Source organism: Mycobacterium paragordonae (genome assembly GCF_003614435.1).
GTDB lineage: Bacteria > Actinomycetota > Actinomycetes > Mycobacteriales > Mycobacteriaceae > Mycobacterium > Mycobacterium paragordonae.
Genome location: NZ_CP025546.1, coordinates 205,406 through 231,976, shown reverse-complemented (window position 1 = coordinate 231,976; position 26,571 = coordinate 205,406). Strand labels below are relative to the sequence as shown.

The 26,571-nt window shown below is 67.0% G+C and carries 22 protein-coding genes and 1 tRNA gene; 8 read left to right on the top strand and 15 right to left on the bottom strand.

Annotated features, from left to right (window positions below):
* Window positions 1–6 precede the first annotated feature (6 nt).
* A complete protein-coding gene (gene selA, locus C0J29_RS01100; RefSeq protein ID WP_120791269.1) occupies window positions 7–1,314 on the bottom strand; it encodes an L-seryl-tRNA(Sec) selenium transferase in 1,308 nt (435 codons plus the stop codon).
* Window positions 1,315–1,351: 37 nt separating this feature from the next.
* Window positions 1,352–1,446, bottom strand: a tRNA-Sec gene (locus C0J29_RS01095).
* Window positions 1,447–1,563: 117 nt separating this feature from the next.
* On the opposite strand from C0J29_RS01095, the gene selD reads away from it, so the two are divergent.
* Entirely contained in the window at window positions 1,564–2,535 is a 972-nt protein-coding gene (selD, locus tag C0J29_RS01090) for a selenide, water dikinase SelD (RefSeq protein WP_120791268.1), read from the top strand.
* 5 nt (window positions 2,536–2,540) lie between these two features.
* On the opposite strand, the gene nrfD is transcribed toward selD, so the two are convergent.
* The 4 genes from nrfD to C0J29_RS01065 all read right to left on the bottom strand — a co-directional run bounded on the left by nrfD (window position 2,541) and on the right by C0J29_RS01065 (window position 9,094).
* The gene (gene nrfD, locus C0J29_RS01085) at window positions 2,541–3,611 is read right to left on the bottom strand and encodes an NrfD/PsrC family molybdoenzyme membrane anchor subunit (RefSeq protein WP_120791267.1); all 1,071 of its coding nucleotides are present in this window, start codon (window positions 3,609–3,611) and stop codon (window positions 2,541–2,543) included.
* Window positions 3,608–4,579 carry a 4Fe-4S dicluster domain-containing protein gene (locus C0J29_RS01080; protein WP_120791266.1) on the bottom strand — a complete coding sequence of 324 codons (972 nt, stop codon included), beginning with the start codon at window positions 4,577–4,579 and terminating at the stop codon, window positions 3,608–3,610. The genes nrfD and C0J29_RS01080 overlap by 4 nt, the downstream gene beginning before the upstream one ends.
* Window positions 4,579–7,866, bottom strand: a complete 3,288-nt coding sequence (gene fdh, locus C0J29_RS01075) for a formate dehydrogenase (protein ID WP_242460592.1) — start codon at window positions 7,864–7,866, stop codon at window positions 4,579–4,581. The genes C0J29_RS01080 and fdh overlap by 1 nt, the downstream gene beginning before the upstream one ends.
* Window positions 7,867–7,942: 76 nt before the next feature.
* Window positions 7,943–9,094, bottom strand: a complete 1,152-nt coding sequence (locus C0J29_RS01065) for a cytochrome P450 (protein WP_120794468.1) — start codon at window positions 9,092–9,094, stop codon at window positions 7,943–7,945.
* 258 nt (window positions 9,095–9,352) lie between these two features.
* Here C0J29_RS01065 and C0J29_RS01060 point away from each other — a divergent pair, with 258 nt between their 5' ends.
* Entirely contained in the window at window positions 9,353–9,901 is a 549-nt protein-coding gene (locus tag C0J29_RS01060; RefSeq protein WP_120791264.1) for a TetR/AcrR family transcriptional regulator, read from the top strand.
* On the opposite strand, the gene C0J29_RS01055 is transcribed toward C0J29_RS01060, so the two are convergent.
* The gene (locus C0J29_RS01055; protein ID WP_120791263.1) at window positions 9,888–11,033 is read right to left on the bottom strand and encodes an aromatic ring-hydroxylating oxygenase subunit alpha; all 1,146 of its coding nucleotides are present in this window, start codon (window positions 11,031–11,033) and stop codon (window positions 9,888–9,890) included. The genes C0J29_RS01060 and C0J29_RS01055 overlap by 14 nt on opposite strands.
* 131 nt (window positions 11,034–11,164) lie before the next feature.
* On the opposite strand from C0J29_RS01055, the gene C0J29_RS01050 reads away from it, so the two are divergent.
* Window positions 11,165–12,064: an alpha/beta fold hydrolase gene (locus C0J29_RS01050; RefSeq protein ID WP_120791262.1), complete on the top strand. Its 900-nt coding sequence runs from the start codon at window positions 11,165–11,167 to the stop codon at window positions 12,062–12,064.
* A gap of 6 nt (window positions 12,065–12,070) precedes the next feature.
* Here C0J29_RS01050 and C0J29_RS01045 read toward each other — a convergent pair whose 3' ends face one another.
* On the bottom strand, window positions 12,071–14,053 hold the full coding sequence (locus C0J29_RS01045) for a flavin-containing monooxygenase (RefSeq protein WP_120794467.1): 1,983 nt from the start codon (window positions 14,051–14,053) through the stop codon (window positions 12,071–12,073).
* A gap of 101 nt (window positions 14,054–14,154) precedes the next feature.
* Here C0J29_RS01045 and C0J29_RS01040 point away from each other — a divergent pair, with 101 nt between their 5' ends.
* On the top strand, window positions 14,155–15,081 hold the full coding sequence (locus C0J29_RS01040) for a metal-dependent hydrolase (protein WP_065045947.1): 927 nt from the start codon (window positions 14,155–14,157) through the stop codon (window positions 15,079–15,081).
* 65 nt (window positions 15,082–15,146) lie between these two features.
* Window positions 15,147–15,821 carry a TetR/AcrR family transcriptional regulator gene (locus tag C0J29_RS01035; RefSeq protein ID WP_120791261.1) on the top strand — a complete coding sequence of 225 codons (675 nt, stop codon included), beginning with the start codon at window positions 15,147–15,149 and terminating at the stop codon, window positions 15,819–15,821.
* Window positions 15,822–15,828: 7 nt separating this feature from the next.
* Here C0J29_RS01035 and C0J29_RS01030 read toward each other — a convergent pair whose 3' ends face one another.
* Both C0J29_RS01030 and C0J29_RS01025 read right to left on the bottom strand, forming a co-directional pair.
* The gene (locus C0J29_RS01030; RefSeq protein ID WP_120791260.1) at window positions 15,829–16,869 is read right to left on the bottom strand and encodes an LLM class F420-dependent oxidoreductase; all 1,041 of its coding nucleotides are present in this window, start codon (window positions 16,867–16,869) and stop codon (window positions 15,829–15,831) included.
* A 2-nt stretch (window positions 16,870–16,871) separates the two neighbouring features.
* Window positions 16,872–17,294 carry a nuclear transport factor 2 family protein gene (locus tag C0J29_RS01025; protein WP_120791259.1) on the bottom strand — a complete coding sequence of 141 codons (423 nt, stop codon included), beginning with the start codon at window positions 17,292–17,294 and terminating at the stop codon, window positions 16,872–16,874.
* Between the two features lie 122 nt (window positions 17,295–17,416).
* On the opposite strand from C0J29_RS01025, the gene C0J29_RS01020 reads away from it, so the two are divergent.
* The 3 genes from C0J29_RS01020 to C0J29_RS01010 are packed head-to-tail and all read left to right on the top strand — an operon-like array spanning window position 17,417 to window position 20,428.
* Entirely contained in the window at window positions 17,417–17,980 is a 564-nt protein-coding gene (locus C0J29_RS01020) for a PadR family transcriptional regulator (protein WP_120791258.1), read from the top strand.
* A 25-nt stretch (window positions 17,981–18,005) separates the two neighbouring features.
* Window positions 18,006–18,950 (top strand): patatin-like phospholipase family protein, encoded by a 945-nt coding sequence (locus C0J29_RS01015; protein WP_120791257.1) that lies wholly within the window; start codon window positions 18,006–18,008, stop codon window positions 18,948–18,950.
* Window positions 18,947–20,428 carry a flavin-containing monooxygenase gene (locus tag C0J29_RS01010; RefSeq protein ID WP_120791256.1) on the top strand — a complete coding sequence of 494 codons (1,482 nt, stop codon included), beginning with the start codon at window positions 18,947–18,949 and terminating at the stop codon, window positions 20,426–20,428. The genes C0J29_RS01015 and C0J29_RS01010 overlap by 4 nt, the downstream gene beginning before the upstream one ends.
* Here the strand turns inward: C0J29_RS01010 and C0J29_RS01005 are convergent.
* The 5 genes from C0J29_RS01005 to C0J29_RS00985 all read right to left on the bottom strand — a co-directional run bounded on the left by C0J29_RS01005 (window position 20,394) and on the right by C0J29_RS00985 (window position 26,542).
* A complete protein-coding gene (locus tag C0J29_RS01005) occupies window positions 20,394–21,479 on the bottom strand; it encodes a hypothetical protein (RefSeq protein ID WP_120791255.1) in 1,086 nt (361 codons plus the stop codon). The two genes, C0J29_RS01010 and C0J29_RS01005, sit on opposite strands and share 35 nt — an antisense overlap.
* The gene (locus C0J29_RS01000; protein WP_242460591.1) at window positions 21,472–22,293 is read right to left on the bottom strand and encodes an ABC transporter permease; all 822 of its coding nucleotides are present in this window, start codon (window positions 22,291–22,293) and stop codon (window positions 21,472–21,474) included. Before C0J29_RS01000 ends, C0J29_RS01005 begins: the two co-directional genes overlap by 8 nt.
* On the bottom strand, window positions 22,277–23,011 hold the full coding sequence (locus C0J29_RS00995; RefSeq protein WP_120794465.1) for an ABC transporter ATP-binding protein: 735 nt from the start codon (window positions 23,009–23,011) through the stop codon (window positions 22,277–22,279). Before C0J29_RS00995 ends, C0J29_RS01000 begins: the two co-directional genes overlap by 17 nt.
* Window positions 23,012–23,067: 56 nt before the next feature.
* Window positions 23,068–24,090, bottom strand: a complete 1,023-nt coding sequence (locus C0J29_RS00990; RefSeq protein WP_120791254.1) for an ABC transporter substrate-binding protein — start codon at window positions 24,088–24,090, stop codon at window positions 23,068–23,070.
* 139 nt (window positions 24,091–24,229) lie between these two features.
* Window positions 24,230–26,542, bottom strand: a complete 2,313-nt coding sequence (locus tag C0J29_RS00985) for a hypothetical protein (protein WP_120791253.1) — start codon at window positions 26,540–26,542, stop codon at window positions 24,230–24,232.
* Window positions 26,543–26,571: the final 29 nt, after the last annotated feature.

Sequence of the window (26,571 nt, the reverse complement as noted above, 5' to 3'; positions counted from 1 at the left end):
GAGTGCTCAGGACTGTCCATCCAGGGCCGCGCGCACCGCGTCCAGCAGGCGGTCGTCGTCGTCCTCGGGAATGCAGCGCAGATCCAGCAGGCAGGCGCCGTCGTGCACGCGGGGCAGCACCGCGGGCCGGCCGGCCCGCAGCGTGGCGGCCACCGACTCCGGCAGGCGGACCGCCCACCCGGGGAGCGGCACGCCGGGCGCACCTCCGCCGCCGACGCGGCCGTCGTGGGCGACGACCGTAGCGCCGACCGACTCGGCCAGGCGTTCTGCCCGGATACGCAACCGGTCGCGGTCTGCATGCAGCGCCACGGTCACCGGTGAGCTGCCCGAGCAGACCGTCGCCTCGAGCGCGGCCAGGGTCAGCTTGTCGGCACGGACCGCCCGGGCCAGTGGATGCCGCGCCAGTGTGGTGATCAGTTCGGCGCGGCCCAGGATGATGCCGGCCTGCGGTCCCCCGAGCAGTTTGTCGCCACTCGCGATGACGAGGTCGGCGCCCTCGCCCAGCGCGGTGGCGGCGCCGGGTTCGTCGGGCAGCGCCGGGTCCGGCTGGAGCAGGCCACTGCCCAGGTCGGCGATCAGCGGGATGTTGCTGCCCGTGGTCAGGGGCGCGAGTTCAGTGAGGGTTGCGGCTGCGGTGAAGCCTTCCACCCGGAAGTTGCTCTGGTGCACCTTGAGCACGCAGCCGGTATCCGGGCCGAGCGCCGCCTCGTAGTCCTTCAGATGGGTGCGGTTCGTGGTGCCGACTTCGCGCAGTCGAGCGCCCGTCGACGCGATCAGGTCGGGCAGCCGAAAACCGGCGCCGATCTCGATCAGCTCGCCGCGGCTGATGATGACTTCGCTGCCGGCCGCCAGGGCGGTGGTCGCCAGTACCAGCGCGGCGGCGCCGTTGTTGACGACGAGGGCGTCCCCGGCCGCCGGGCACGCGTCGAGCAGCGCTTGCCGGACCGCGACGCCGCGCTTGGAGCGGGTGCCGGTGGTGAGGTCGAGTTCGACGTCGACGTAGCCGCTGGCCGCGATCAGCGCTTCGACCGCGGCCGCGGCCAGCGGAGCGCGGCCGAGATTGGTGTGCACGACGACGCCGGTGGCGTTCAGCACCGGGTGCAACGAGGTGGCGGCCTGGGCGGCCAAGGCCGTCTCGAGCGCTTCCGGCACCCGGTCCGGCGCCAGGTCACCGTGCCGGGCCCGTTGCTGGGTCTCACGAATCGTTGCGCGAACAGCCTTGTCGCCCAGCCTTTTTCGCTGGAGCAGCACAGCCGGGCGGGCCAGCAACTGATCCGTGCGGGGAATCAGCCGTCGCGGGTCGACCTGCGTCACGTGACCTCTCTTGGTGGCATCCGCTTTTATGGGCAGGTGCGGAGGCGGACGGGAATCGAACCCGCCAGACCGAGATGCTCGATCTCACCGGTTTTGAAGACCGGGGGGACCACCAGGAACCCAAACGCCTCCATGGGTAAACGTACCCGTGCCACGCTTGCCGCCGGTCCACGAGCGTGCGGCAGGCCGCACACTCGGCTACCAGCGTGCGGCTGGCCGCACACTCGGCGCGCTCCGTAGGCTCGAACCATGACGCGGCTGACCGGCTACGCGCATGGCGGCGGCTGTGCCTGCAAGATCCCACCTGGCGAGCTGGAAGAGGCGGTACGCGGGCTCACCGGCCAAACGGGCCCCGACGTCCTGGTGGGCCTCGATGACGGCGATGACGCCGCCGCTGTCCGGGTCGGCGATCTGGCGGTGCTGTCCACCGCGGACTTCTTCACCCCGGTCGTCGACGACGCCTACGACTGGGGACGCATCGCCGCCGCCAACGCACTGTCGGACATCTACGCGATGGGCGGGCGCCCGGTGGTCGCCATCAATCTCGTCGGCTGGCCGCGCGACGTGTTGCCGCTGGAGCTGATGACCGAAGTGTTGCGGGGCGGGCTGGCGGTAGCGGCGCAGGCCGAGTGCCCGGTGATCGGCGGCCACTCCATCGACGATCCGGAACCGAAATACGGGATGGCGGTCACCGGCGTGGCCGACCCCGCGCGGTTGCTCCGCAATGACGCCGCCAAGCCGGGGCTGCCGCTCACCCTCACCAAACCGCTGGGCGTGGGCCTGCTCAACAACCGGCACAAGCAGACCGGTGAGGTCTACCAGGAAGCCGTCGACATCATGACCCGGCTCAACCGCGACGCATCGGAGGCGGCACTGCGGGCCGGCGCCGAAGCGGCCACCGACGTCACCGGTTTCGGCCTGCTGGGACATCTGCACAAGATGTGCCGCGCTTCCGGCGTCCGCGCGGTCATCCACCGCGCCGCGGTACCGGTGATCGAGGCAGCCCGCGCGGCCCTGAACGATGGGTTCGTCTCCGGCGGCACCCACCGCAATCTGGACTGGGTGCGACCCCACCTCGAATTCGCAAGCGGGGTAACCGAAGACGACCTTTTGTTGCTGGCCGACGCGCAGACCTCCGGCGGGCTGCTGGTGGTCGGCGAGCTACCCGGCTACCCGGTCATCGGGCACACTGCGGCGGGCAGCGGCATTGAAATTCGTTAAGCCGCTTAACCAGCAGTGGTGATCGAGTCGTCGGTGATCCCGGCCGCCCGGCGCGCGGCCAGCCTGCGTCGCTGTGGCTCGATCGTGTAGCGGGGATCGCGCGCCGATTCCTTGCCCGCTTCGAAGAAGCCGAACCGCAGCATCGCCGACGCCATCAACAGGGCCGCGCCCGACAGGGCCGCGACGTCGCGGCGACCCCCGCCCAGCAGTGCGCCCAAACCTCCCGCGGCAGCAAGAATTTCGCTCCACTGCAGCAACTTGCCGGGGGTCCCGTGGTGTAACGGTTCTCGGGTCACCGGGTCCATCCGGTATTCGGTGACCCTGGCGGAGATCAGATCACTGACCGCGCCCATGACTGCCAGCTTGCGGGCAGGACCGGCTTCGGCGACCGGTGTGGTGATCATCGCCAGCCCTGACGCGGCCAGGCTCGCCGAGCTGACGAAGACAAATGGCAGGTCCTTATAGGCGGCGTTCCACGTCGGGGTTGCCGTGTCGCACAACAACACCGCGGTGTAGACCGCCAGCGGCGGCGCGAAGAGCGCGGCCTCCAGACCGGCCGGTCCCTCGACGGCGCGCAGCACCGGGCGCAGCGGGCCGAGCGGCAACCGCTCACCCGTCATCCGGTCGACCTCGGCCGCCGCGGCGACGCCGATACCCGCGCTGAAGAAGCTGAGTATCCACGAGCCCACGCTCATCGGCGACGTCAGCTTGAAGGTGCGCAGCATGTTGACGAAGCGCTCGGGCCGGCCCAGATCCTTGACCAGTGCGACCGCGCCCAGCATGACCGCCCCCAAAGCGGCGAGCCGGGTGTTGCGGCGCAACACCTTTCGCCCGGTGAGCTGAGCGCCGGCGGCCAGCAGACCGGACCCGCCGGCCACCCCACCGAGAAACAGATACGCGCCGACCTCGTGACCCCACGGTGCCGGCTTGACCACCGGACGTCCGTAATACGAGGAGAATTCCGCGTCCGGCACCATCAACGACTCGTCGCGCCGGCGCCGCTTGCCGTCCCCCCGCCGACGCTTGCCACCCGAGCCAGCGGGTGGGCGCAGGCTGTCGTACTCCGAGGTGCTCATCGGGACCGCCAAAAAGCCAGTGCCCCAGCGGCGAACATTCCCGCGGCGGCCACCCCGGCCCGCTTGAACATCTGCATCAGGTCCGCGGTCGGCACCCTCGGGTCAGGGGGCAGCCCGTACACCTCGGGCTCGTCGAGGAGCAGGAAGACCGATCCGGTGCCGCCGACGCCGTCATGCTCGTTGACCCCGTACAGGCGGGCCTCGGTGAGTCCCGTGGCGTGCAGTTGCGCGACCCGGGCGCGGGCCTGGGCGACGAGGTCGTCGTGGTCGCCGAACTTGATCGACGTCGTCGGGCAGGTCTGTGCGCAGGCCGGAGTCTGGTCCTCGAGCAGCCGGTCGTAGCAGAGCGTGCACTTCTGGGCCACCCCGGTGACGAACTCGTGTTCCGGGCGCTCGGACCGTTTGGCCGGAGTGGCGTAGGTTCCGTCGCTGCGCCGTTCGACGACGCCGAACGGGCACCCGGCCACGCAGGTGCCACAGCCGTTGCAGACGTCGTCCTGCACCACGACGGTGCCGAACTCGGTGCGGAACAACGCGCCCGTCGGGCAGACGTCGAGGCAACCGGCATGGGTGCAGTGCTTGCAGACATCCGAGGCCATCAGCCAGCGGAACTCCGGGGTGTCCGGCGGCGTGATGTCCACGGAGTCGGGGGCACCGCCCACGGACGGCATGCCCAGACTCACCAGCGCGCGGCCGGATTCGCGGGCTTCCTCGATGCGGTCGCGGTCCTGCTCGATGAACGCCACGTGCCGCCAGGTGCTGGCTCCCAGCTGCCCGGTGTTGTCGTAGGACGACCCGAGAATTTCCAGGTCACCGTCGCGCGGATTGCGGTTCCACTCCTTGCAGGCCACCTCGCAGGCCTTACAACCGATGCAGATCGAGGTGTCGGTGAAGAATCCTTTGCGCGGCTTGGAATCCGGCCACCCCGCGTCCTCGGCCGGACCGGTCGATTCGACCAGCTGCGCCATCAGCCCTCCCGTCGCGGGTTTGGTGGTTCGGATGTCGTCACCCGGATATTGTCCGTCTCGACGGTTACCCCCGCACGCGACTGATATTCCTCGATGAGCCGCAGCAGCGCCTCACCCTGCGGCCGCCGGCCCGGACGGATGTCGCACGAGCCGGCCTTGGACTCCTGGATCTGCACGTTCGGGTCCAAAGCTACCCCCAGCAGGTCGTTGGCCGCGTCGCCACTGACCACAGCGTCAGAGCCCACGCCCCAGTGATACGGCAGCCCGATCTGGTGGATGGTGTGCCCCCCGATCACCAGCGGCCGCATCCGCTCGGTGACGAGCACCTTGGCCTCGATCGCCGCCCGCGGGGAGACGATCGTCGCCCAGCCGTAGGGCTCCAGGCCACGTTCGGCGGCCAGCTCCGGTGAGACCTCGCAGAACATCTCCGGTTGCAGCTCGGCCAGGTATGGCAGCCAGCGGCTCATCCCGCCCGCGGTGTGGTGTTCGGTGAGCCGATAGGTGGTGAACACGTAGGGGTAGACGTCACCGCCGGGCTCACCCGCACTCGGTGCCCACAGATTGTCCTTGCGCGGGAACATGATTCGCGACGGGTTCTGCTGCTGCGGGTACAGCGCGTTGGCCACCGGCGATTCCTGCGGCTCGTAGTGGGTGGGCAGCGGGCCGTCGACAAGGCCCTTGGGCGCGAACAGCCAGGCCTTCCCGTCGGCCTGCATGATGAACGGGTCGTCGCCCGCGAGCCCGTCCGGTCCGCCCACGTCGGGATCCGGCCGGGTGTCAGGTGCGCGGTCGACGGGGAAGTCGGGCACGTCATCCCCGACCCAGCGTTGCTGCTGGGGGTCCCACCAGATGTAGCGCTTGCGCTCGCTCCACGGTTTGCCGTCCGGGTCGGCCGAGGCGCGGTTGTACAGGATGCGGCGGTCGGCGGGCCAGGCCCAGCCCCATTCCGACTGGCTCGGGCTCGGGCCGCCGAGCGGTGCCCGGCGAGCGGCCTGGTTGACGCCCTCGGCGTAGACGCCCGAGTAGATCCAGCAGCCGCAGGATGTCGATCCGTCGGCACCGAGTTCGGTGTAACCCGGCACCAACTGACCTGCCTTCGGCCCGGTGAGGTACCGCCCGCTGATCTCGGCCAGTACCGCGGTGGCGTCCGGTTCGCCATGTTCGTCGGTGGGGTAGTCCCAGGTCAGATCCAGCAGCGGGCGGTCGCGCTCGTCGGTCGACCCGGCCAGGCGCTGCCGGATGCGCTTGCCCAGTTCGATGAAGAACTGCAGTTCGCTCTGGCAGTCTCCGGGCGGTTGGACGGCTTGATGCCGCCACTGCACGAGGCGTTGGGTCTGGGTGAACGAGCCGGCCTTCTCGACGTGTGTGGCGGCGGGGAAGAAGAACACCTCGGTGTCGATCTCTTCGGTTTTGAGTTCGCCGGAGGCGATCTCGGGCCCGTCCTTCCAGAAGGTGGCCGACTCGATCATGTTGAGGTCACGCACGACCAGCCACTTCAGGTGTGACATGCCCATTCGCTGCATCCGGCCGTGCGCCGAGCCGACGGCCGGGTTCTGGCCGAGCAGGAAGTAGCCGTCGACTTCGTCTTCGAGCATCGACATCACCGTCTGGTAGGTGCCGTGTGGGCCGGACAGTCGCGGCAGGTAGTCGAAGGCCCAGTCGTTGTCCTCCCGGGCGGCGTCGCCCCACCAGGCCTTGAGCAGGCTGATCAGGTAGGCGTCGGCGTCCGCCCAGAACCCTTTCTGATTCTTCGGGCCGACCGCTTTGATGTACTCCTGGTACGTGTCGTGTACGCCGGCCTTGGGCATCGACAGGTAGCCGGGCAGCAGGTTGAACAGCGTCGGGATGTCGGTGGAACCCTGGATGGTGGCGTGCCCCCGCAGCGCCATGATCCCGCCGCCGGGACGTCCCACGTTGCCCAGCAGCAGCTGCAGAATCGTTGCGGTGCGGATGAATTGGGCTCCGAGCGTGTGCTGGGTCCAGCCCACGGCGTAGGCGAAGCAGGTGGTGCGCTCGCGACCGGAGTTCTCGGTCACGGCACGGGCCAGGTAGTCGAAGTCCTCGATGCTGATACCGCAGACGTCGCGCACCATCTCCGGGGTGTAGCGGGCGTAGTGCCGCTTGACGATCTGAAACACCGAGCGAGGGTGCTGCAGGGTCTCGTCACGCTGGACACGGGCATGCGGCAACGGCGGGCCGCCACTGCCGTGCACGTCGCCGGCGGCGCGGGCCGAGGCGCTGGCCCCGTGTTCGGGGTCCGGCGCGTCCTCCTGGCCCGCGTACGCCCAGGTGGTGACGTCGTACTGTCCGGTTTCCGGGTCGAAGCCGGAGAACAAACCGCCCAAATCCTCGCTGTCCCGGTAATTCTCGTTGATCAGGGTGGCCGCGTTGGTGTAGGCCAGCACGTACTCCCTGAACCAGAGATCCTGGGCGATGACGTAATTGATCAGTGCGCCGAGCAGCACCACGTCGGAGCCGGCCCGGATCGGGATGTGTTTGTTGGACACGGCCGAGGTACGGGTGAAGCGCGGATCGACGTGAATAAGCTTGGCGCCCCGCGCTTTAGCCTCTTCCACCCATTGGAATCCGACGGGGTGGCACTCGGCCATGTTCGAACCCTGGATGACGATGCAGTCCGCATTGGCCATGTCTTGCAGTGATTGGGTGGCGCCGCCGCGCCCGAAGGAGGTTCCCAGACCGGGAACCGTGGCGGAGTGTCAAATACGGGCTTGGTTCTCGATCTGGATGGCGCCCGCGGCGGTGAAGAGCTTCTTGATGATGTAGTTCTCTTCGTTGTCCAGCGTGGCGCCACCGAGTGCAGCGATCTTCATGGTGCGCCGCAGTGGATGACCGTGCTTGTCGATGTCCTGCCAGGCGTGCCGGCGGGCTTCGACGAACCGGTCGGCGACCATGTCGATGGCTCGATCGAGCTCCAGCGGTTCCCATTCGGTGGCGCCGGGCGCGCGGTAGAGCACCTTCATCTGCCGGCCCGGGTTGTTGACGAGTTGCTCGCTGGCCGACCCCTTGGGGCACAACCGTCCGCGGGAGATCGGCGAATCGGGGTCACCCTCGATCTGCACGACCTTCTCGTCCTTGACGTAGACCTTCTGCCCGCAACCGACCGCGCAGTACGGGCAGATGCTCTGCACCACCCGGTCGGCGGTGGTGGTGCGCGGGGTGATGGCGCGGGTGTGCTGGGAGGTGACCGCCGGACCGCGGCCGAGCCCGTCCCCGGACCGCAACTGCCGGACGACGGGCCATTCCAGGAAGAGTCGGGTGAGTCCCATGACCACAACACTAGTGCGGACGCGACACTCGGGCGCGGCTCAGCGCAAGTGTGCGCATATCGGCTCCTGGGCGGAGTTACCGCACGGCCAATTCGAGGCGGTCGAGACGCCGCACCAGGATGCTCGGCAACCATTCCCCTACGTCGGCCGCGTCGATCCAGGAGGTGCGTTCCAGCAACATTCGGAGGACGATCTGAGCTTCCAGTCGCGCCAGCGCGGCACCTATGCAGAAGTGCGCGCCTTTCCCGAACGTGACGTGGCCACGGGCGCCGCTGCGGTCCAGGCGAAAATCGTTCGGCGCATCGAAGTGTCGGGGATCCCGATTGGCCGCGCCCCATAGCAACAACAAGTGGGAATTCGGCGGTAGCGCAACGCCGTCCAGCGTCGTGTCGCGCCACACGTGTCGGTAGTGACCGCGAAACGGCGGCTCGTAGCGCAGCACTTCCTCGATTAACGCGGTCAACAATTCGGGACGCTCGCGCAGCCGCCGCTGAATCTCGGGCCGGTCAACGAGAATCCACGCCGCGCTGCCCAGCAGCGAGGCGGTCGATTCACCCGCGGCGCTGAACAACGTGAGCATGATGCCCATCGCGACGGTTTGATCCACCTCTCCGGAGGCGCAGCGGGCCGCCATATCCTGAATCAGGCCGGATTCCGCCGCCGTGTCGGCCTTTTCGAAATGTTCGAGAACGTACCCGGCAAGTTCGAAGGCCGCGGCGCCGGCCGCTTCGAGTTGAGCCTGCGACACGACGCCGTCGAGCAGCGTCGTGGTAGCGAAGCCGAGCCGAATCAACTTCGCTACGTCGCGATCCGGCAGACCGAGCAGTTGGGTGACAACCATCATCGGCAGCCGGTTCGCCACCGCGCTCATCCACTCGATCCGCCCCTCGAGCAGCGCCTCGTCCCAGAGGTGAACCGCGGTTTGCGTGGCGAACTGCTCGATGATCCGAACCCGCTTGGCGGAAAGGTGCGGCAGCAATATTTTTCGGTGCGCGGCATGCGCCGGATCGTCCGCGGTGGCCAGTGCGTGATTCGGGCTGCCCGCCTCGATCATCGGGAACGGGGTGACCGTTCCGTCCTCGTGATAAACCATGGTCGCGCTCAGATTGGACGAGAAATCCTCGACCCGGTTGACGGCGTCGATCAGCGCATCCCAGCCGAATACGGCATAGAACTCGGAATCGCCGATGCGGTGCACCGGGGATTGCGCCCGCATCCGGTCGTACATCGGGTAGGGGTTCTGCAACGTTTCGGCGCCGAAGAAGTCGATTGGATCGGCTACGGGAGTCACAATGTCAGGCTGAATGCGGCCTCACCAGGGGGTCAATAGGCAGCGGAGAAGTTGATGAGCGTCCGGTGGCCCACCCGGTGACGATCAATTCGCTTGCGAGGCATGACGAGCCGTTTATGATGAGAAAATCGGGCAATTGTGTCTCACACTGCGAAAAAGTGACTGCGATTTGCCATGGCCGCAGAGGAGGCTCATATGCCCCGTCACGATTGGTTGTTGGGCCGGGATCGCCACGACGAGGCCGCCGATCGCATTTACGCGGCCGCCGCCGACCTGATCTCCCATGTCGGCTACGAGGCCTTCACCATTGAGTCCCTGGCTGAGCGCGTGCACTGTTCGCCCGCGACGATCTATCGGCGCGCGGGCGGTAAAGCGGCCATCCGGGACGCCGTCGTCCGCATCCACGCGAACCGCATCCTCGAGACGGTGCGTCTGACCATCAAAGACCTCGCCGGCCCGGAGCGGGTCGTCACCGCCACCATCGTCGCCTTGCAATGCATGCGTGCCGATCCCCTGGTTCACGCCATGCAGTCGACGAACTTGGTGCCCGGTAGCGAATGGCTGACCAAGTCACCTGTCGTCGCCGGCTTTGCAGCTGAGATGCTTGGCGAAGACGACCCGTTGGCTGCTCAATGGCTGATCCGCGTCTTCCTGGCGTTGTGGTGCTGGCCGCTCGGTGAGTCTGCGGCCGAACGCGCCATCGTGGAGCGCTATCTCGGAGCGTCTTACCTCAACCGGCCCTGACAGCGGCCACCGTCTCGTGCACGGCCTGCCGCCAAACCGCGACGAGATGGTGCAGCATCGGCTCATTGCGCCCGAAAAGCACCTCAGGCACTCCACCTTCGAGGCCACGCTGACACGCCTCTGCCATCGGAAAGTCCTGATTGCACAGCACGTTACACACCGCGTCCATGGACATCCGGTACCACTCGCGTTCCTGGTCGGTGGTGATGGGCGATGGCGCGCCATACGTCATGTGGATGACGCATTCACCCGGCGCGCGACCGGGGTACACCCGCAGCATCTGGTAGGAGGCCGGCGCCTCTATCAGCACGCAACTCGGGAACAGGCCATAGACGACGGTGCCGAAAAACTGCTCGGGCCAGTCCGATTCGGGTGAGTCCCGGAAGTTGGCGATGCCGCGGAACGGAAATGCCCACCGATTGTGGCGCCCATAGACGTCGCACACCGAATTGTTGGTCGCGATTGGGTCCAGGGTGTCGGGGTGGACGTACGGGAAGTGATAGCCCTCGAAGTTCACACCGACGGCGAGTTTCCAGTTTGCGGCGATCACGAAGCGCCTGGTCTCGGCGTGCTGCCGGACATCAAAATCGTAGTGGCTCAGCGGCTCCGCAATCTCACCGAGCGCGCGTGTGACATCCACGTCCGGGTTGAGGCCTACGACAAGGAGTCCCGCCTCGTCGCTGATCGGCAGCGGCGTCAGTCCCCGTCCGTCGAGAGCGCCGGCGAACATCCTGCGCGCGGGTGCTCCTACCAGTCGGCCGTCCAGCCCGTATGACCAGTTGTGATAGGGGCAGGTGAACATCTTTGTGGTCCCGCAGTCAGCGGCGACTTGCGCGCCGCGGTGGGCGCACCCGTTGACGAAGGCGCGCACCAGGTCGTCTTTGCCACGGACCACCAAGACCGGCACGCCCATAACGTCTTTCGTCGTGAAACTCCCCGGCGCCGCGACTTCACCGGCCCAGCCGATGACATGGGGCACCCGGCGCAACGTGGCGAGTTCACGGTCGAACCATTCGGGATCGGTGAACGCTTCACGCGGTTCGCGACATACGTCCTCGACGGTGTCGAGCGAGTCGTCCTCCAAGTGCTTGAGCACCCGCCGCGTGAGATCCAGCGCTTCCGGTCGTGGCATGACGGACTCCTAGATCAACTCGGGTCCGACGGGCGCGGAGTCCGGCACCAGTGGTGCTGGACTTTGCGCCCCGGTCCCCCTCTTGGTCGCCACCATCACAGTACACGTACGAATTATTGTATGGTCAAGAAATGGCTGCCCCGGGTGTGATCGAACTCGACCTGCCGCGACTGCGGATGACGGCACTGACATGGGGACCGGAGCAGGGGCGGCTGGCCCTATGTGTTCATGGCTTTCCAGACAGTGCCCACAGCTGGCGGATCCTCGCACCCATGCTGGCCGACAGCGGATTTCGCGTCGTTGCGCCCTTCACCCGGGGTTACGCTCCGACAGGACCCGCACCGGACGGCGACTACCACCTGGGTGCGCTGATGAGCGACCTCATCGACCTGCACGCGCACCTCGGTGGTCCGGACGACGCCGTACTGATCGGACACGACTGGGGCGCATTCGCCACCAACGGCCTCGCCGCATACGGTGGCTCTCCGTTCAGTGCTCACATCTCGATGGGCATCCCACCGATTCGCGCGTTTGGCAATGCGAAACGCGGACTTGCGCAAGGTTTTCGGATGACGGCGAGGCAACTTCGCAGGAGCTGGTACGTGCTGTTCTTTCAACTGCCGTTCCTGCCGGAGCGGGTGCTGCCCCGAGTTATCCCCAGGCTGTGGCAGGACTGGTCACCGCGAGGCGCCGACGTCCGCGACGGGGTGGCAGCGACGATGGCCGCGCTGCCCACCCTCACCCACCGCAGAGCGGCGGTGTCCTACTACCGGTCCCTGGTCCGATTCACCAGTGCCGCATTGCAATACGCGGAACTGCACCGGTTTCGGTTCCTGCTTCCCCGCGCACCGTTGCTGGTGCTCCACGGTCAGCAGGACGGCGCCGTTCAGGTCGAGTACCTTGCCGGCGTCATCGAATCGCTGCCACCAGGGAGCCGGGTACGAACAATCGCCGGTGCCGGACACTTCCTCCAAATCGACCAGCCGGCCGCAGTGTGCGCGGCCATTCTCGAGTTCCTTGCGGTCGCCTGACTCCCATCACGGGCGCAATTCGTAATCCTGCGGGTTCGGGCGGCTGGTCCACCGCCAATAATCGAAGATGCGGAATCCGTACAGCGTCGGCAATCCCCCGGCCGCGTTCTTGTAGTAGCTGCTGCTGACCGCCGGGTGGCTGTACACCATGGTTTTCAGGCGTTCCTGGTTGCGGCGGTTGTAGTCGTCACACACCTCGGCGCGTGGCATCACCGAGCCATAGCCGCCCGCCAGCACCATGTCGATACATCCCATGATGCAGCGCATTTGGCACTCCGAGTTGTAGATGATGCTGGCTCCGTTGACGCCGTTGGTGCCTGGCCCGTACATGCAGAAGAAATTCGGGAAGCCAGGCACCGTGACGCCCAGATAGGCGTAGGCCGAGTCGCCCCAGGCGGTGTTGAGATCGACTCCGTCGAGGCCGCGGACGTCGATGGGTCCCAGCTGGTGGTTGACATCGAAACCGGTCGCCCACACCAGCACGTCCGCCGGACGGTGCACCCCGTCGACGGTGGTCACCCCGTCTTCGGTGATCTCGGCGATCCCGTCGGTGACGAGTTCGACGTCATCGCGTTGCAGCGTCTTCAGCCAGGTTCCGTTGTCCTGCAACGTTCGTTTACCCATCGGCGGATACTTCGGAGTGACCTTGGCCAGTAACTCCTCGTCCTGACAGAAGACCCGCATCCAGGCGATGAACATCTCCCGGATGGCGTGGTTGGACTCGTTGCAGGAGAGCCCGCCGTTGTCCCAGCCCGGATCGATCCGCACCTGTTCGTCAAGTGCGTCCGCGAGCGGCCACCAGGAGACGAACCGCAGCCATCGGCCGTAGTAGGGCAGATGGCGGATCGCCCATCTCGCGCCGTCCGGTACGGCGTCGTGGTACATCGGGTTGGGCGCCATCCACTGCGGCGTGCGCTGATAGACGTCGACCTGTCGGGTGGTGTCGGCGATGGCCGGCACGAGCTGGAATCCGCTGGCGCCGGCACCGATCACCGCCACCCGCTTGTCGGTCAGATCGACATCGTCGCACCAGTCCGCCGTGTGACAGGACGGTCCGCGAAACATGCCGGCGCCCTTGATGTCTGGGATCACCGCGTTGCTGAACTGGCCTACCGCGCAGATCAGTGCCCGGGCGGTGAGCGTCTCGGCCCGCCTGTCGGCACCCCGAACGATCACCTGCCAGGTGGCCGACTCGTCGTCCCACGTCGCACCGGTCACCGCGGTGTTGAATCGCACGTGCGGACCGATGTCGTGCCGGGCCGCCACGTCGTTGAGGTATTGCAGGATCTCCGGCTGCTCGGAGTAGTAGTGGGTCCAGTGGTCCGTCGGTTCGAATGAGTAGGCGTAGTACTGGTTGGCGATGTCCACCCGGCAGCCCGGGTAGCGGTTGACCAACCAGGTTCCGCCAACTCCTGCCTGCTTCTCGATGATGGTGAAGGGGATGCCGGCCGCTTTGAGCTTGATCCCGGCCAACAGTCCTGCCTCGCCGCACCCGATGACGACGACCGGGAAGTCAGCGCGCTGCCGCGGCGATGACCTGAGCGTGGGCCCGTTCTGGTCGGCATCGGTGAACCGCAGGTCGGCGGCCACGTAGTCGACGTACTCCTCGGTCACGGTGCCGGCCGAGATCACGTCGAGCATCACCCGCATCTGCTCGGGACCCGGAACATACGGCGGGGGGCAGCCGCGGTCGCGGTAGTGGCGGATCACCTCGAAGGCGCGCTCGCGCACCGCATTCTTGTCTGGCTCGCTCATCGCACCCTGCAGGTCCATCGCGATGAGGGCGAACGGCCGCGGCAACTCGTCGAGCAGGCTGAGGTCGCCGGTCATGTGGACCATGGACATCAGCAGTGCGGGAACACTGGCCTGGGCCACGGCGTCGCGGATGACGTCATCGGAATCGGCGAACGGCAGGCCGAGCAACGCATTGCCGTCCGCTGCAGTGGCCCCGGCGGCCCCGGCGACGGCACCCCCGGTCGGATAACCCATCGCACCACCATACATTTACTCTGGAACGTATTGCCAGGATTGGACGGGGCCGCTACCGTTGGCAGTGAGTCACTGAGGGGGCCAAACGAAATGGCGGGCGCGTGACGACAGATATTCAGGTGCGGCGAGTCCGCTTCGACTTCGCGGGCTCCGACATACCCTTCAACTGGCAACCCGAGCGCCCGGCTTTTGCCATGCAATGCAACGTAATCACTTTCTTTGCACCGGGTTTCGAGAAGTTCATCGTCGAGGCGACGCGCGAGGCCATTCCGTTGATCCGGGATCCGGAGATCGCCGAGGAGGCCAATGCCTATCTGCGCCAGGAGGCCCAGCATTCGGCCGCGCATCTCAGCCACTATCGCGCGCTGGTTCGCCGCTGGCCCGGACTGCAGGAGACGATGGACGAAGTGGTGGCGTCCTTCGACCGGCTGACCGCAACCAAGCCGCTGGCCTGGCGGCTCGGGTATGTGGCGGCCGTCGAGGCGACCTTCACTCCGTACTTCAAGGTGTTTCTCGACCACGAAGACAAGCTGTTCGCACCCGGTGACGAACGCGTTGCGTCACTGTTCCTTTGGCACTTCGTAGAGGAGATCGAGCACCGCAGTTCGGCGCTGAAGGTGTACGACGCGGTCCACGACAGCTACCCCTACCGCCTCAAGACCGTCGCCGGTGTGGCGCGGCACATCGACGAAATCCTGCAGATCATCACACGCGGGTTCCGGGAGCACGTGCCGGCGGCGGACGGTGGGTCATACGGCCGGCTGATACCTGATGGCTTGTCTCCCAAGGCCTTCTATGCCTCGCTGCGCGCAGCCCGCGAGCTGACCGACCCCGGCCAGGCCACCTATGCCGGTGTCCCGAAGCGCGAGCTGGCAGCGATGCTGACCGGATTGGTCCGTTCGCAGGGTCCTGGCCACGACCCCGCCCGCGAGAGGATTCCCACGTTCGCCGGACGCTGGTTCCACCGGTACGCAGAAGAACCGAAGAGCGCCGCACACTGGTACTCGATCGGCGCCACGCAGCCGTGACGCGGACGGACCGCGCGTTGCCCCCGATATGATCGCGGCATGTCAGCGGCACGGACGAGCCGGTAGTGGCGCGTAGTCACGGTTGGGCAGGCAACACACCCGCTTCCGACGAGGAGGCGATCGCCCGCATCCTGGACGCGGCCGACGCGATCGTCGCCGAGCGCGGGTCGGCGATGCGCATCGCCGACGTGGCGCGCGCGCTGGGTGTGACGCGCCAGACCGTTTACCGCTATTTCCCGGGCAAAGAGGCGCTCTTGCTGGCGACCGCCATGCGATCCGGCGACGGGTTCCTGGAGCAGCTGGCCGACCACGTGCGCGGTCAAACCGATCCGGTCGGGGCGATGGTCGAGGGCCTGGCTTTTGCGATCGAGAACCTGGCCGCGGACGACCGGATCCGGCTCATCCTCACCAAACGTCAACAGGGCGGCGCGGTTCCGTCGATCTCGTCCGAAACGGCGGTGGCGTTCAGCCGCGCGATGCTACACCGCTACGACGTCGACTGGGACGCCAACGGTTTCGACGACGCCGCGCTGGGCGAGCTCTCCGAATTCTGTCTGCGGATATTGCATTCGTTCCTCGTCGACCGGGGGCAACCCCCACGCCGGGGCGCCGACCTGCGACGCTTCCTGGCCCGGTGGATCGGGCCTGCCATCATCTATCCGCGGTTCGCCGAGGCGATGACGTCGATGACCGGAGTCGCGGCCACTCCAGGTTCATCCCGCCGCCGTCCCGCGTCCTAGGCCGGGCTCAGTCGACCAGCCCGCGAAGTTCCTCGATCAGCTTGACCCGCTCGGCGGCTGTCCCTGCAATGGGTACCACGTTCAGCGTCGTCACCCCCGCTTCGCGGAACGCGGCCACGCGTTCCCTAACGAACTCCCTGGTGCCGATCAGGTTGACATCGCGCACCAGTTCGTCGGGTACCGCCTTGGCGGCGCCTTCCTTGTCGCCGGACAGGTACAACTCCTGGATGCGGTCGGCCTGCGGTCCGTACCCGTACCGGGTGGCCAGGGTGTGATAGAAGTTCTTGCCCTTGGCCCCCATGCCGCCGATGTAGAGCGCCAGATGCGGTTTGACGAATTCCCTTAGCGGCTCGACGTTTTCGCCGATCGCCAGCGTCGGGCCGGCGTACACCTCGAGCTGGCCCAGGGCAGGATCACGCTTGGCCTTGCCGGCCGCCAGGGCATCGCCCCACACATCCTGCGCCTTCTCCGGTAGGTAGAAGATCGGTTGCCAGCCCTCGGCCAGTTCCGCAGCCAGTTCGACGTTCTTAGGTCCCAACGCGGCAATCAGGATCGGGATCCTTTCCCGCACAGGGTGATTGATGAGCTTGAGAGGCTTGCCAAGACCGGTCCCCTGCTCAGGCGGCAGCGGCACCGTGTAGTACTTGCCCTGGTATTTCAGCGTCTCCCGGCGCCACACCTGCCGGCAGATCTCGATGACCTCGCGGGTGCGCCCGATCGGAGCGTCGTAGGGCACACCGTGGAAACCCTCGATCACCTGTGGCCCCGACGCGCCCAGCCCGAGCGTGAAGCGGCCGTCGGAAACGTAGTCGAGTCCCGCCGCGGTCATCGCGGTGAGAGTGGGCGTTCGGGTGTAGAGCTGGAGGATCCCCGAGGCCAGTTCGACCCGGTCGGTACTGGCCGCAAGGTAACCGAGTGCACTCACCGCGTCGAACGAATACGCCTCGGGCACAAAGACAATGTCCAATCCGGCCCGCTCCAAGTCGGCCACTTCGGCGGCCACTTCCTTGAATCCACCGGCATAGTTGATCGCCAATCCGATCCGCATAGTCAGCTGCCCTGCGCGTGACTCAGTTCGGACGCGAACTCGAGCGCCTCTTCGGTGATCCGGTCGAACTGCGCGCCCATCGCCTCCTGCAGGGCCTTGGCGGCGGACAACGGCCGCACCATCACCATGAAGTCGTCGATCAGGCCGTCCTCGTTGAAGTGCAGGAAGTCGGAGCCGGTGACCTGTTTGCCGGCCGCCGTCGCCTCGAACACGAACGCGTGGTCGCGGCCGTTCTCGTCGTGAATCTCCCGGACGTAGCGGAAGTCCTCGAATACCCGCAACACCCCGCGCAGCAGCGCCCTGGTCATCGGCTTGCCGGCGTACGGCTTGAACACGATGGGACTGGTGAACACCACGTCGTCGGCCAGCATCGCCTCGACGGCTTCGACATCGTGCGCCTCGACGGCTTTACGGAAGGGGTGCATCAAAACCTCGCAAGATAGTCAATTTGTTGAGTAGATGAGATCGACGCTAGATCCTGACCGTCCGTATGTCCATAGGCAAATAATCACTTTGTTGAATAGGTGCATCGTTGTACTATCGGCGGATGTCGCTGCGTGACGCCGTGCTGACCGCGCTCCTCGAGCGCGAGTACTCGGGATACGACCTGGCCAAGGAGTTCGATGCCTCGGTCGCCAATTTCTGGATGGCCACGCCGCAACAGCTCTACCGCGAACTCGACCGGCTGGCCGAGCAGGGTCTGATCCAGGCGCGCGTCGTTCACCAGGAACGTCGCCCCAACAAGCGCATGTTCTCGCTGACCGACGCCGGGCGTGAGGCGGTCACGCAGCTCACCGCCAAGGCTCCCAAACCGTCGATGATGCGCGACGACCTGATGATCAAGGTCGCCGCCGCCGATGCCGGCGACACCCGAGCCGTCCGCGACTCGATCGCCGAGCGCCTGCAATGGGCCAAGGCCAAACTCGAACGCTACGAGCGCCTGCGCACCCGCCTGCTCGCCGGCCGCACCGAGGAGGAGTTCGTGACCGAGGCCGAACGGGTCGGTCCTTACCTGACCCTGCTGCGTGGCATATCTTTCGAGCAGGAAAACGTCCGTTGGGCCGAGCGTGCGCTGACGATCATCGAACGCAGGTTGCCGGCCCGGGCCTAGATCAGGCCGGCATACGAGGAGACGCGTGACCAAGAAGGCCCCGAAAACGGCTCTGGTCATCGGCTGTGGCGGCACGATCGGGGGCGCCTGGATCATCGCCGCCCTGCATGCACTGGCCGAGCAGACCGGACGTGAGCCCGCTGAGGCTGACGTCCTGCAGGGGACATCGGCGGGTGCCGAGATCGTCACGATGCTCGGCGGCGGCGCCGCGGTCGCCGACTTGGTCGCCATGCACCGCGGGCAGGCGTCCGATGAAAGGCTGCGTCGCCACCTCGACGACACGCCGCCCGGGCTGCCCCCGCTCCCGCGTCCCCGGCTGCTCAATCCGGCGTTGCTGCGGTCGCAGTCCGGCCTGGCCGCGCTGACCGGCATTGCGCCGACCGGCCGCGGTGACGCCGGCTGGCTGCAGCGGTTGGCCGACGGATTCGCGTCGCCCGGCGGCTGGCCCGCACATCCCGGCACCCGGATGGTGGCCTACGACGTACAGGGTGGTTTACGTGTCGCTTTCGGCGCACCCGGATCGCCGAAAGCCACTGCGGGAGAGGCACTTCGGGCATCCTGGGCAATCCCGGGCTGGATGCCGCCGGTGACCATCGACGGACGCACCTACGTCGACGGCGGCGCAGCCTCGACTGCGTCGGTGGATCTCGTCGCACCCGGGGACGCCGACGTCATCTACGTCATCGCGCCGATGGCCTCGGTACCCGGTGTGCGCGTCCCGGGCATCGGCGGCGTGCTCGAGGACCGGCTGTTGCGGCGACCGATGTCGGCCGGCTTGTGGGCCGAGATCGCCACCGCGCGGGCACGGGGTCAGCGCGTGGTCCCGATCGTGCCGACGGTCGCCGACCTCGCCGGCCTCGGCGCGAACTTCATGAATCGCGGCCGCCGCCGGACGGCATTCGAGGCAGCGATGACCACCGCACCCGCCACCGTGCGTCAAGCGCTGGCAGACAGCGAGATTCACGTATGAGCCGGGAACCGCGCGTCGTGATCATCGGCGCGGGACTCGCCGGGATCACCGCACTGCACGTCTTCACCCAGCGCGGATTCTCCGATGTCACGGTGCTGGAAAAAGCGTCCGACGTCGGCGGGGTGTGGCACTGGAACCGCTATCCGGGGCTGCGCTGCGACGTCCCCTCGCAGCTCTACCAGTTCGGCTGGGCACCGAAGGCCGACTGGTCACACATCTGGGCCGAGGGAAGCGACATCCAGCGGTATCACCGCGGCGTGGTGGACTCACTCGGTCTCGGTGACCGGATCCGGTTGAACACCGAAGTGGTTGCCGCGCAATGGAACGAGGAGACCGCGAGCTGGACGCTGGTGACAGCGGGCGGTGCGGAGCTGGACGCCGACGTGGTCATCTGCGCCACCGGGGTGCTGCATCATCCGGCAGTCCCGGACATTCCCGGGCTCGACGAATTTCCCGGCCCGGTACTGCACACCGCGCGCTGGGACGACGCCGTCGACACCGCCGGCAAAGACATCGCGGTGATCGGGACGGGTTCGACGGGCGTGCAGGTCCTCTCCGCGCTGCAGCCGGGCGCCGCATCGATCGCCCACTACGTCCGGTCGCCCCAATGGATCCTCTGGGCGCCGATGTCGCTGCGCCAGAGCGCATTTCTCGGCACGGCCCTGAGGCGTTTCCCCGGCGGCCACAATCGGATGTATCGAACGCTGCTGTGGGCGTCGGGAATTCTCGCCGATGTCACCACCCGTCCGTCGTGGCGGCGGCGCGCTGTCCAGGGTTACGCCCGGCTCTGCCTTCGGCTGCAGGTGCGCGACGAAGTGCTGCGGCACAAGCTGACCCCCGATTATCAGCCCCTGTGTAAACGTCAGGTGGTCTCCGGAAGCTACTACCGCGCAATCCAAGCCGGGAACGCGGAGCTGGTGACCGAACGGATCACCGCGGTGACCCCGGCCGGGATCCAGACCGCGGACGGCAGGCACCGGCCCGCCGACGTCATCGTGCTGGCCACCGGCTTCCAGGCGCACAACTACATGCGGCCGATGAAAGTCACCGGGCGTGACGGCCTGACCATCGACAAAGCCTGGGCCGCCGGACCGAGAGCCTATCGGATGACCGCGATTCCCGGCTTTCCCAACCTGTTCACCGTGCTCGGCCCGAATTCCCCCACGGGATCGATCTCACTGCAGTACTCGGCGGAGCGGACTGCGCACTACATCGCGCGTTTTCTGGAGATGCTGCGCGACGGTGCGGTCTCATCGATCGAGGTGACCGAAGAGGCCACCGACGAGTTCAATGCCGCTGTGGCAGAGGCGATGACACCGACGGTCTGGAACACCGGCTGCAACTCCTGGTACCTCACCGACGGCAACGCGATCGACCTGTGGCCGTGGGACCGCGCGACCTTGACGTCCATGCTGGCCGCACCGGAACCGGCGCACTTCGAAATCAGGCCGGCCACTGGAAAGGTTGCGGCAGGGTGATCGTCCGTTCGGCGGGTGCATACCAGCCCTGAGCGGCGTGCTGGTCGGTGTGCAGGTAGCACCGCACGCGGACATCATTGCTGCCCGGCGTGAAGGTCAGCAGCCTGCTGACCGGTAGGGTGGTCAGCGGCATGTGATGCCGGCTCAGTGACGCGACGTTGAGAAACCAGGTTCCCCAACGGTTTTCGATGTGAGTCTTGTCGCCGTGCCGGTCATCGGGATGGGTGTGGGTGTGTCCGGCGAGCCACATCGCCACCCGGCCGGGCCGTTCGGCCAGGAACGTCTCGAACTGCGCCGAATCGGGTTGGCTGTCCACCCAGTAGAGGAAGGATGCGCCCTGCGGCGTGCCCTGCGCGAAGGGGCGGTGATAGTGCTCGTGCCACTGCCCGTCAGCACCCTGACGGACACCTTCCCATTCCCCGGAGGCGACGGTGGTGTCCTTCAGGACGTAGTGATGCACTGTGACGATGTTGAGGTCGGGGTGCGCCGCGACCATCTCTTTCCACCACCGGAAAGTCTCGCCGCTGACCACGCCGCCGGGGTTTCCGCCCAGGGTGCCGCGGCCCACCCGCTGGGTCGGTTCGTTGCGGTCGCTCATCATCAAGAACAGCAGGTTGCCCACCTGGAACGAGTAACGTTCCCAGCTTCCGGTGACCGGGAAGCGCCGGCGCCGCGGGTCCACCCCGGAGCTCTCGGTGTGCTCGCCGAGCGGATCGATCCACTTGCGCCACCACCAGGCCTCCTGCTCGTCGAGGCCGCTACGGTCGTGGTTGCCGCAGACGCTGTACACGTCCTCGCGCCGGTGCCGGCGCAGCGCGCCGAATTGCCTTCGCACTTCCTGGCCTTCGGCGTCGTCGGGCAGGCTGTGATGAGCCCCCGACATGTCCCCGACGTCGATCGCGAGGTCCCAGTCGAACGCGGGCCCGCCGTCGCGTCCTCCGCACTCGGTGTGAACGATGGCTTCCGCCAGGCTTTCTCGACCGTATTGCCTGTCGGTACCCACGTGCGCATCGCCGAAGGCCCACAGCCGCAAGGGCCGGCCGTCACGCATCGCGTTCGTCCAGCAGACCCCACCGCCGTCTGACCTGCCGGTCCAGAGCACTGAACAGGGCGTCGACGAAGATGCCGATTACCAGGATGACGATCATCACGGCGATTGCCGAAGGCATGTCGCTGAGGTTCTGCGCGTTCTCCAGCAGCACCCCGATGGAGGACGTGTTGGCGACCAGCACCACGAGTTCACCGGCCATCAGGCTGCGCCACGCGAAGGCCCACCCCTGCTTGAGGCCGGCGACGAACATCGGCAGCGCGGCGGGCAGGATCACGTGCCGGTACAACGCGACGGATCGAAGCTGCAATGTCGTTGCGGCACGCAGCAGCAGCGGCGAGATGTGGTCGACGCCGGAGATCACCCCGAGCGCCACGGCCGGGACGGCACCGATGACGATGACGAACAGGATCGCCGAGGTGTCGAGACCGAAGAAGATGATCGCAAACGGAAACCATGCGATCGCCGGCATGGTCTGCAGGCCGGTGATGAGCGGACCGAAAGCAGCGCGCAGCAGCGGATTACGCGCTATCAGCGCGCCGGCCACCGTCCCTATCACAGCGGCCAGGGCGAAGCCCGTCACCGCTCGACCCATCGTGGTCCCGATGGCGTCCCACAGCAGCGGCCCCTGCATCTGGTGGTACAGGTTCTCGGCGACGGCCGCGGGGCCGGGCAGCACGTACGACGGCTTCCACCCGCTCAGCGCGACCAGTTGCCAGATCGCCAAAATCGTTGTGACGCCGAAGAACTTCGGCCACAGCGAACCGGCGATGCGGTGTGTTGCGCGGACGCTCGTCTGATCAGCTTTCGTCGACACGCGCGCTCCGATTGAGTTGCTCGGTGATGTGGGCGGCCAGTTCCGCGACCTCCGCGGTGTTGATGTCGCGCGGGCGGGGCAACGCCACCGTGAACTCCTCGACCGCGCGGGCCGGCCGGGCGCTCAACAGCACCACGCGGTCCGCCAGACGCACCGCCTCCCGCACGTTGTGGGTGACGAAGACCACGGTCAGGTTGCGGGATGCGACAATTCGTTCCAGTTCGCCCTGCAGTCGGTCGCGCGTCAACGCGTCCAGGGCGGCGAACGGCTCGTCCATCAGGAGCACGTCCGCGTCCTGGGCGAGGGCGCGAGCGAGCGCCACTCGCTGTTGCATGCCGCCGGAGAGTTGGTGCGGCCGGCGGTCGGCGAAGTCGGAGAGTCCGACGGTGTCCAGCAGTTCACGGGCTTTCGCACGCCGGTCGCGGCGGGGAATGGCGCAGGCCCGAAGCGCCAGTTCCACATTGCCGGCGGCGGTCAGCCAGGGAAACAGAGCGGGCTCCTGGAACATCATGGCGATCCGATGCTCGCCGGTCTCCACCAGACCTGAGGTCGGCCGGTCGAGTCCCGCGACCAGCGACAGCAACGTGCTCTTGCCGCAGCCGGAAACACCGACGACACAGACGAACTCGTTCTCGCCGACCGCCAACGACAGTGGCCCCAGTGCGTCGGTGCGCGCCCGGCCCTTGCCGTAACGCTTCGCCACCCCGTCCAGCCGGATCGCCGGTGCAGCCTCAGGCAGGTCCGGCAACACAACCCCCTGCCAGGCGGCGGTCGTCACGCCGCCACCGGCGGCTGCCCCACGGCCGCGAGTTCATGGTTGAGCAGGCTGAGGTCGAAGATGCCGTCCAGGTTCAGCGGTTGGAGCAGGCCTACCGAAACCGCCTTGCGCACTTGGTCGTTCAGTGACTGCACACCGGGATCATTGGTGAATATGGTCTCCTGGAACGAGGCGGTGAGCACGTCGGGTGCGAGCCCGGCGCCTAACGCCTTGGTCAATGTGGCGTTGGCTGAACGCGCCGCCGCATCGGGATCGGTGTGGATGGTCTCGTTGGCCTGGATCTGGCCCCGCACCAGCCCGGCAACCACGTCCGGGTGGGCGGCCAGAAATTCCTGCCGGACCACCAGGATGGTGATGGTGTTCGGGTCCGACCACAGCCTGGTGCCGCCGGCATTCACCAGCTGCACATCGTAGGGGGCCGAGACGATGGCGCCGACGATCTGATTGCTGGTGAACTGTTGCACGATAGCCGATTCGGGCGTGGTCGGCTTAATGGAGACGTCGCCACCGCCCTGCGCGTTGGTCTTCAACCCGTTCTTCAGCAGCCAGTCCCGGACGCTGACGTCCTGGGCGCCGCCGAGTGCCGGGTCGGCGACCGTCTTGCCGCGGAGATCCTCCGCGGAGTTGATGCCGGGTTTGACGACCATCGAGGTGCCGCCGGTCGCTGAGCCCGAAATGATCTTGATGGCAGTGCCATTCGACCGCTGCCAGGCGTTGAAGGCCGGGTTGGGGCCGACGAACGCCGCATCGAGCTGACCAGACAACAACGCGGTGGTCTCGGCGGTGCCCTGGCTGAAGGGCTGCGGCTCGAACTTGACCAGAGGTCCGAGATTCCGGGCGAACGCGCCGTTGTCGATGCCGACCAGGGCGGACGCGTGGGTGATGCGGGTCAGATAGCCCAGCCGCAACGTGACACCGGAGGACTTCGACGCCGGGTTGTGGCCGGCGCATCCGACCAGCGCTGCGGTCAGGGCGAGGACGGAAATGGTTGCCGCGTAGGCGAACCTGGGGATGGACATGGGTTCTCCCGAAAAGGGTCAAAGACAGGGGCCGCTGGGGACGGCGCGATACGTCAGCCGTCGTGCGCGCGGCGACATGCCGCACGGGTGACGCGACCGAAATCCACGTGGCGTCGCCGGGTCAGGGCGGCGTGGCCTGTCATCGTGGCCGCGCCTGTGGACGGGCGAAGAACAGCGGGCTGGTCCAGACCTGGTGTCCGTCGGACTGCGTCGCCCGCAGATAGACGGCGCTGTGTTGGGCGGGTAACTCCACTGACACGCTGCCTTGCAGGGTGCCGGGCAGCGCCGAGGGTTCGGCGATACGTTCGGCGCGGACGCGCAGATTCAGTCCCCCGCAAGGTTGTTCATGAAAGGACTGCGCAATCAGTTCCTGGCCGGTCACGGTCATGGTGGCACGATGGTCGTCCTCGTGGACCGTTGTCTCGAGGTCGAACCGGGCCTGCGACAGCTCCCCGAGCCGCATCAGGAACCCGATGTCGGAGCCGTAGGTCGTGGTGCGCCAGCTGATGGTCTGTCCGTCGGTCTCGATGGTCTGCTCGGGATGACTTGCCGCCCAGGGTGTTACCGATTCAATACTAGCGCCGGTGACATGCAGCTGGCCGGCCCAGCTCGCCCAGCGGTAGCGGTCCCGGTGCCGGGCCCCGCCCCAGCGAATCCGCACCAGCGACTCCGAAAGACCGAATTCCATGTTCAGATCGCGCCGCCACAATGGTCCCCGCGCGTCGTGAAGAACCAGCTCTTCCCAGCCGGTGGTGCCGTACAACCCGTATTGCAGCTGCAATTCTGCAGCAGCGGTGAGGATTTCGTCGCCCATCCAGTCATCACCGCTGCGCAGCAAGGCGACCGACCTGCTGCCGGTGGTTGCCCAGGTGCGCCGGGCCCGCAGTGCCCGCCCGACATGTTCGGCGGTCAGATCGTCGGCGAGCACTCCGGTCAGACCACCGAACCCACCGAAGATGTTGGCGCCGGGCGCACCGCCGCCCGGACGGCCCCGGTGTTCGTCGCTGGCGGCACTGGCACCGACCTTGAGACCACGGGCCAGTGCGTCTTCGAGAAACCATGGGCTGCTGCCCCAGGTCGAGTGCACCTCGATGAGCCGCTCGAGTTCGGGGTGGTGCCAGTCGAGGATGGCGCGCCGGCCTCCGACGTGGGGGATGAGAAGGTAAGAGTCAGGCTCCTTCTCGTACGCCGCGTACAGTTCGGTGATCGGCCAGGTCTGCGGTGCCGGCGCGGTGGCGGTCATGCCCTGTCGCCACTCCAGGGAGCGCGCGATGGTGGTGTCCTCGCCGAGGAACACCACATTGTGATCGCCGCCCACGCCGGCGGTTCCGCACCACTCCACGCCGGGGAAGCACACGAACTCGCCGTCCCGGGCGGCGGCGCGACAGGCGGCCACCACATCGGCCCAGGCGCCGTCAGTGATCTGAAAGTCGTTGGCGGTGTAGCCGAGAATGTCCAGGCCGCCGATGTCGCGCCCGTAGCGCAGGTTCCAGTCCGTGCTCTGTGTTCCGACGGTGTCATTGGAATGGACGTGCAGATCGGCGAAATAGCCGTGTCGCGCGGGCAGATCCGCCACCACGTCTATCCGAGCGGTGGCGGGTCCGACGGTGACGCCGCCGGCTTGCGCGTTCACCTCGATCGCGCCCGCGCGGGTCGGCACGCGCAACGCGGCGTGCGCCCAGCCGCTCGTCGGAGTCGTTGCACTGGTGAGGTTTTCGCCGTCGGCGTGGGCGCTGATCGTGGCGGGAACATCGCGGCAGACGTTGCCCCAGCGGTCCTGCAGGTGGGCGCGCAACCGGATCCCCGCCGTGCCGGGGGCTACCACTCGCGGTCCGTGCACCACCAGATTCGCGGGCGGCCCAGGGACGACTGCCATCGTGACGACCCCGGCATGGGCCATCCGCGAGGTGCCGAGGGGATCGACGAACAGGTGCATCTCGAAATCGTCTTCGACGAAGGTCTGCACGCGGGTGCCGGGCCCACCGAAACGCCGGTCGCCGAACCTGATCTCGATGACATCGCCGGGTCGCAGGAAGCCGTCCACCGCGTGCACCAGCAGTGACTTCTGGAACGGCCGCTCACCACCTTTGACGTCATAGCGGGTGACGAGCAGTCGGACCGTTCCTTCTTGGGATGCGCCACCCAGCAGCGACCGGCTGACCACGGACGCGGTCGCGTAATCGCGGCCGCGGGGGTCGGAAGTCTGCAGGTCCCAGTCGGAGTAGTAGCGGAAGCACAGCTTCAGCCAACCGCTGTCAGCGATGCCCGCTTGCCCGACGGTGTAGGTGAAGACGAGTTCCTCGACCGACCCGGCGACGACCTGTTCGGTCCCGCAGGTCAGGGTGCCGAGAAAAGGCAACGTCGCGAACTCCGCGTTGATCCGGTCTCGGACCTCGACCGATGAGCAGTCGTTGGCCCGCAACTCACCGGTGGGGCGCACGACGACAGACATGCCGACAATTGTCGGTGACCAGCACTTAG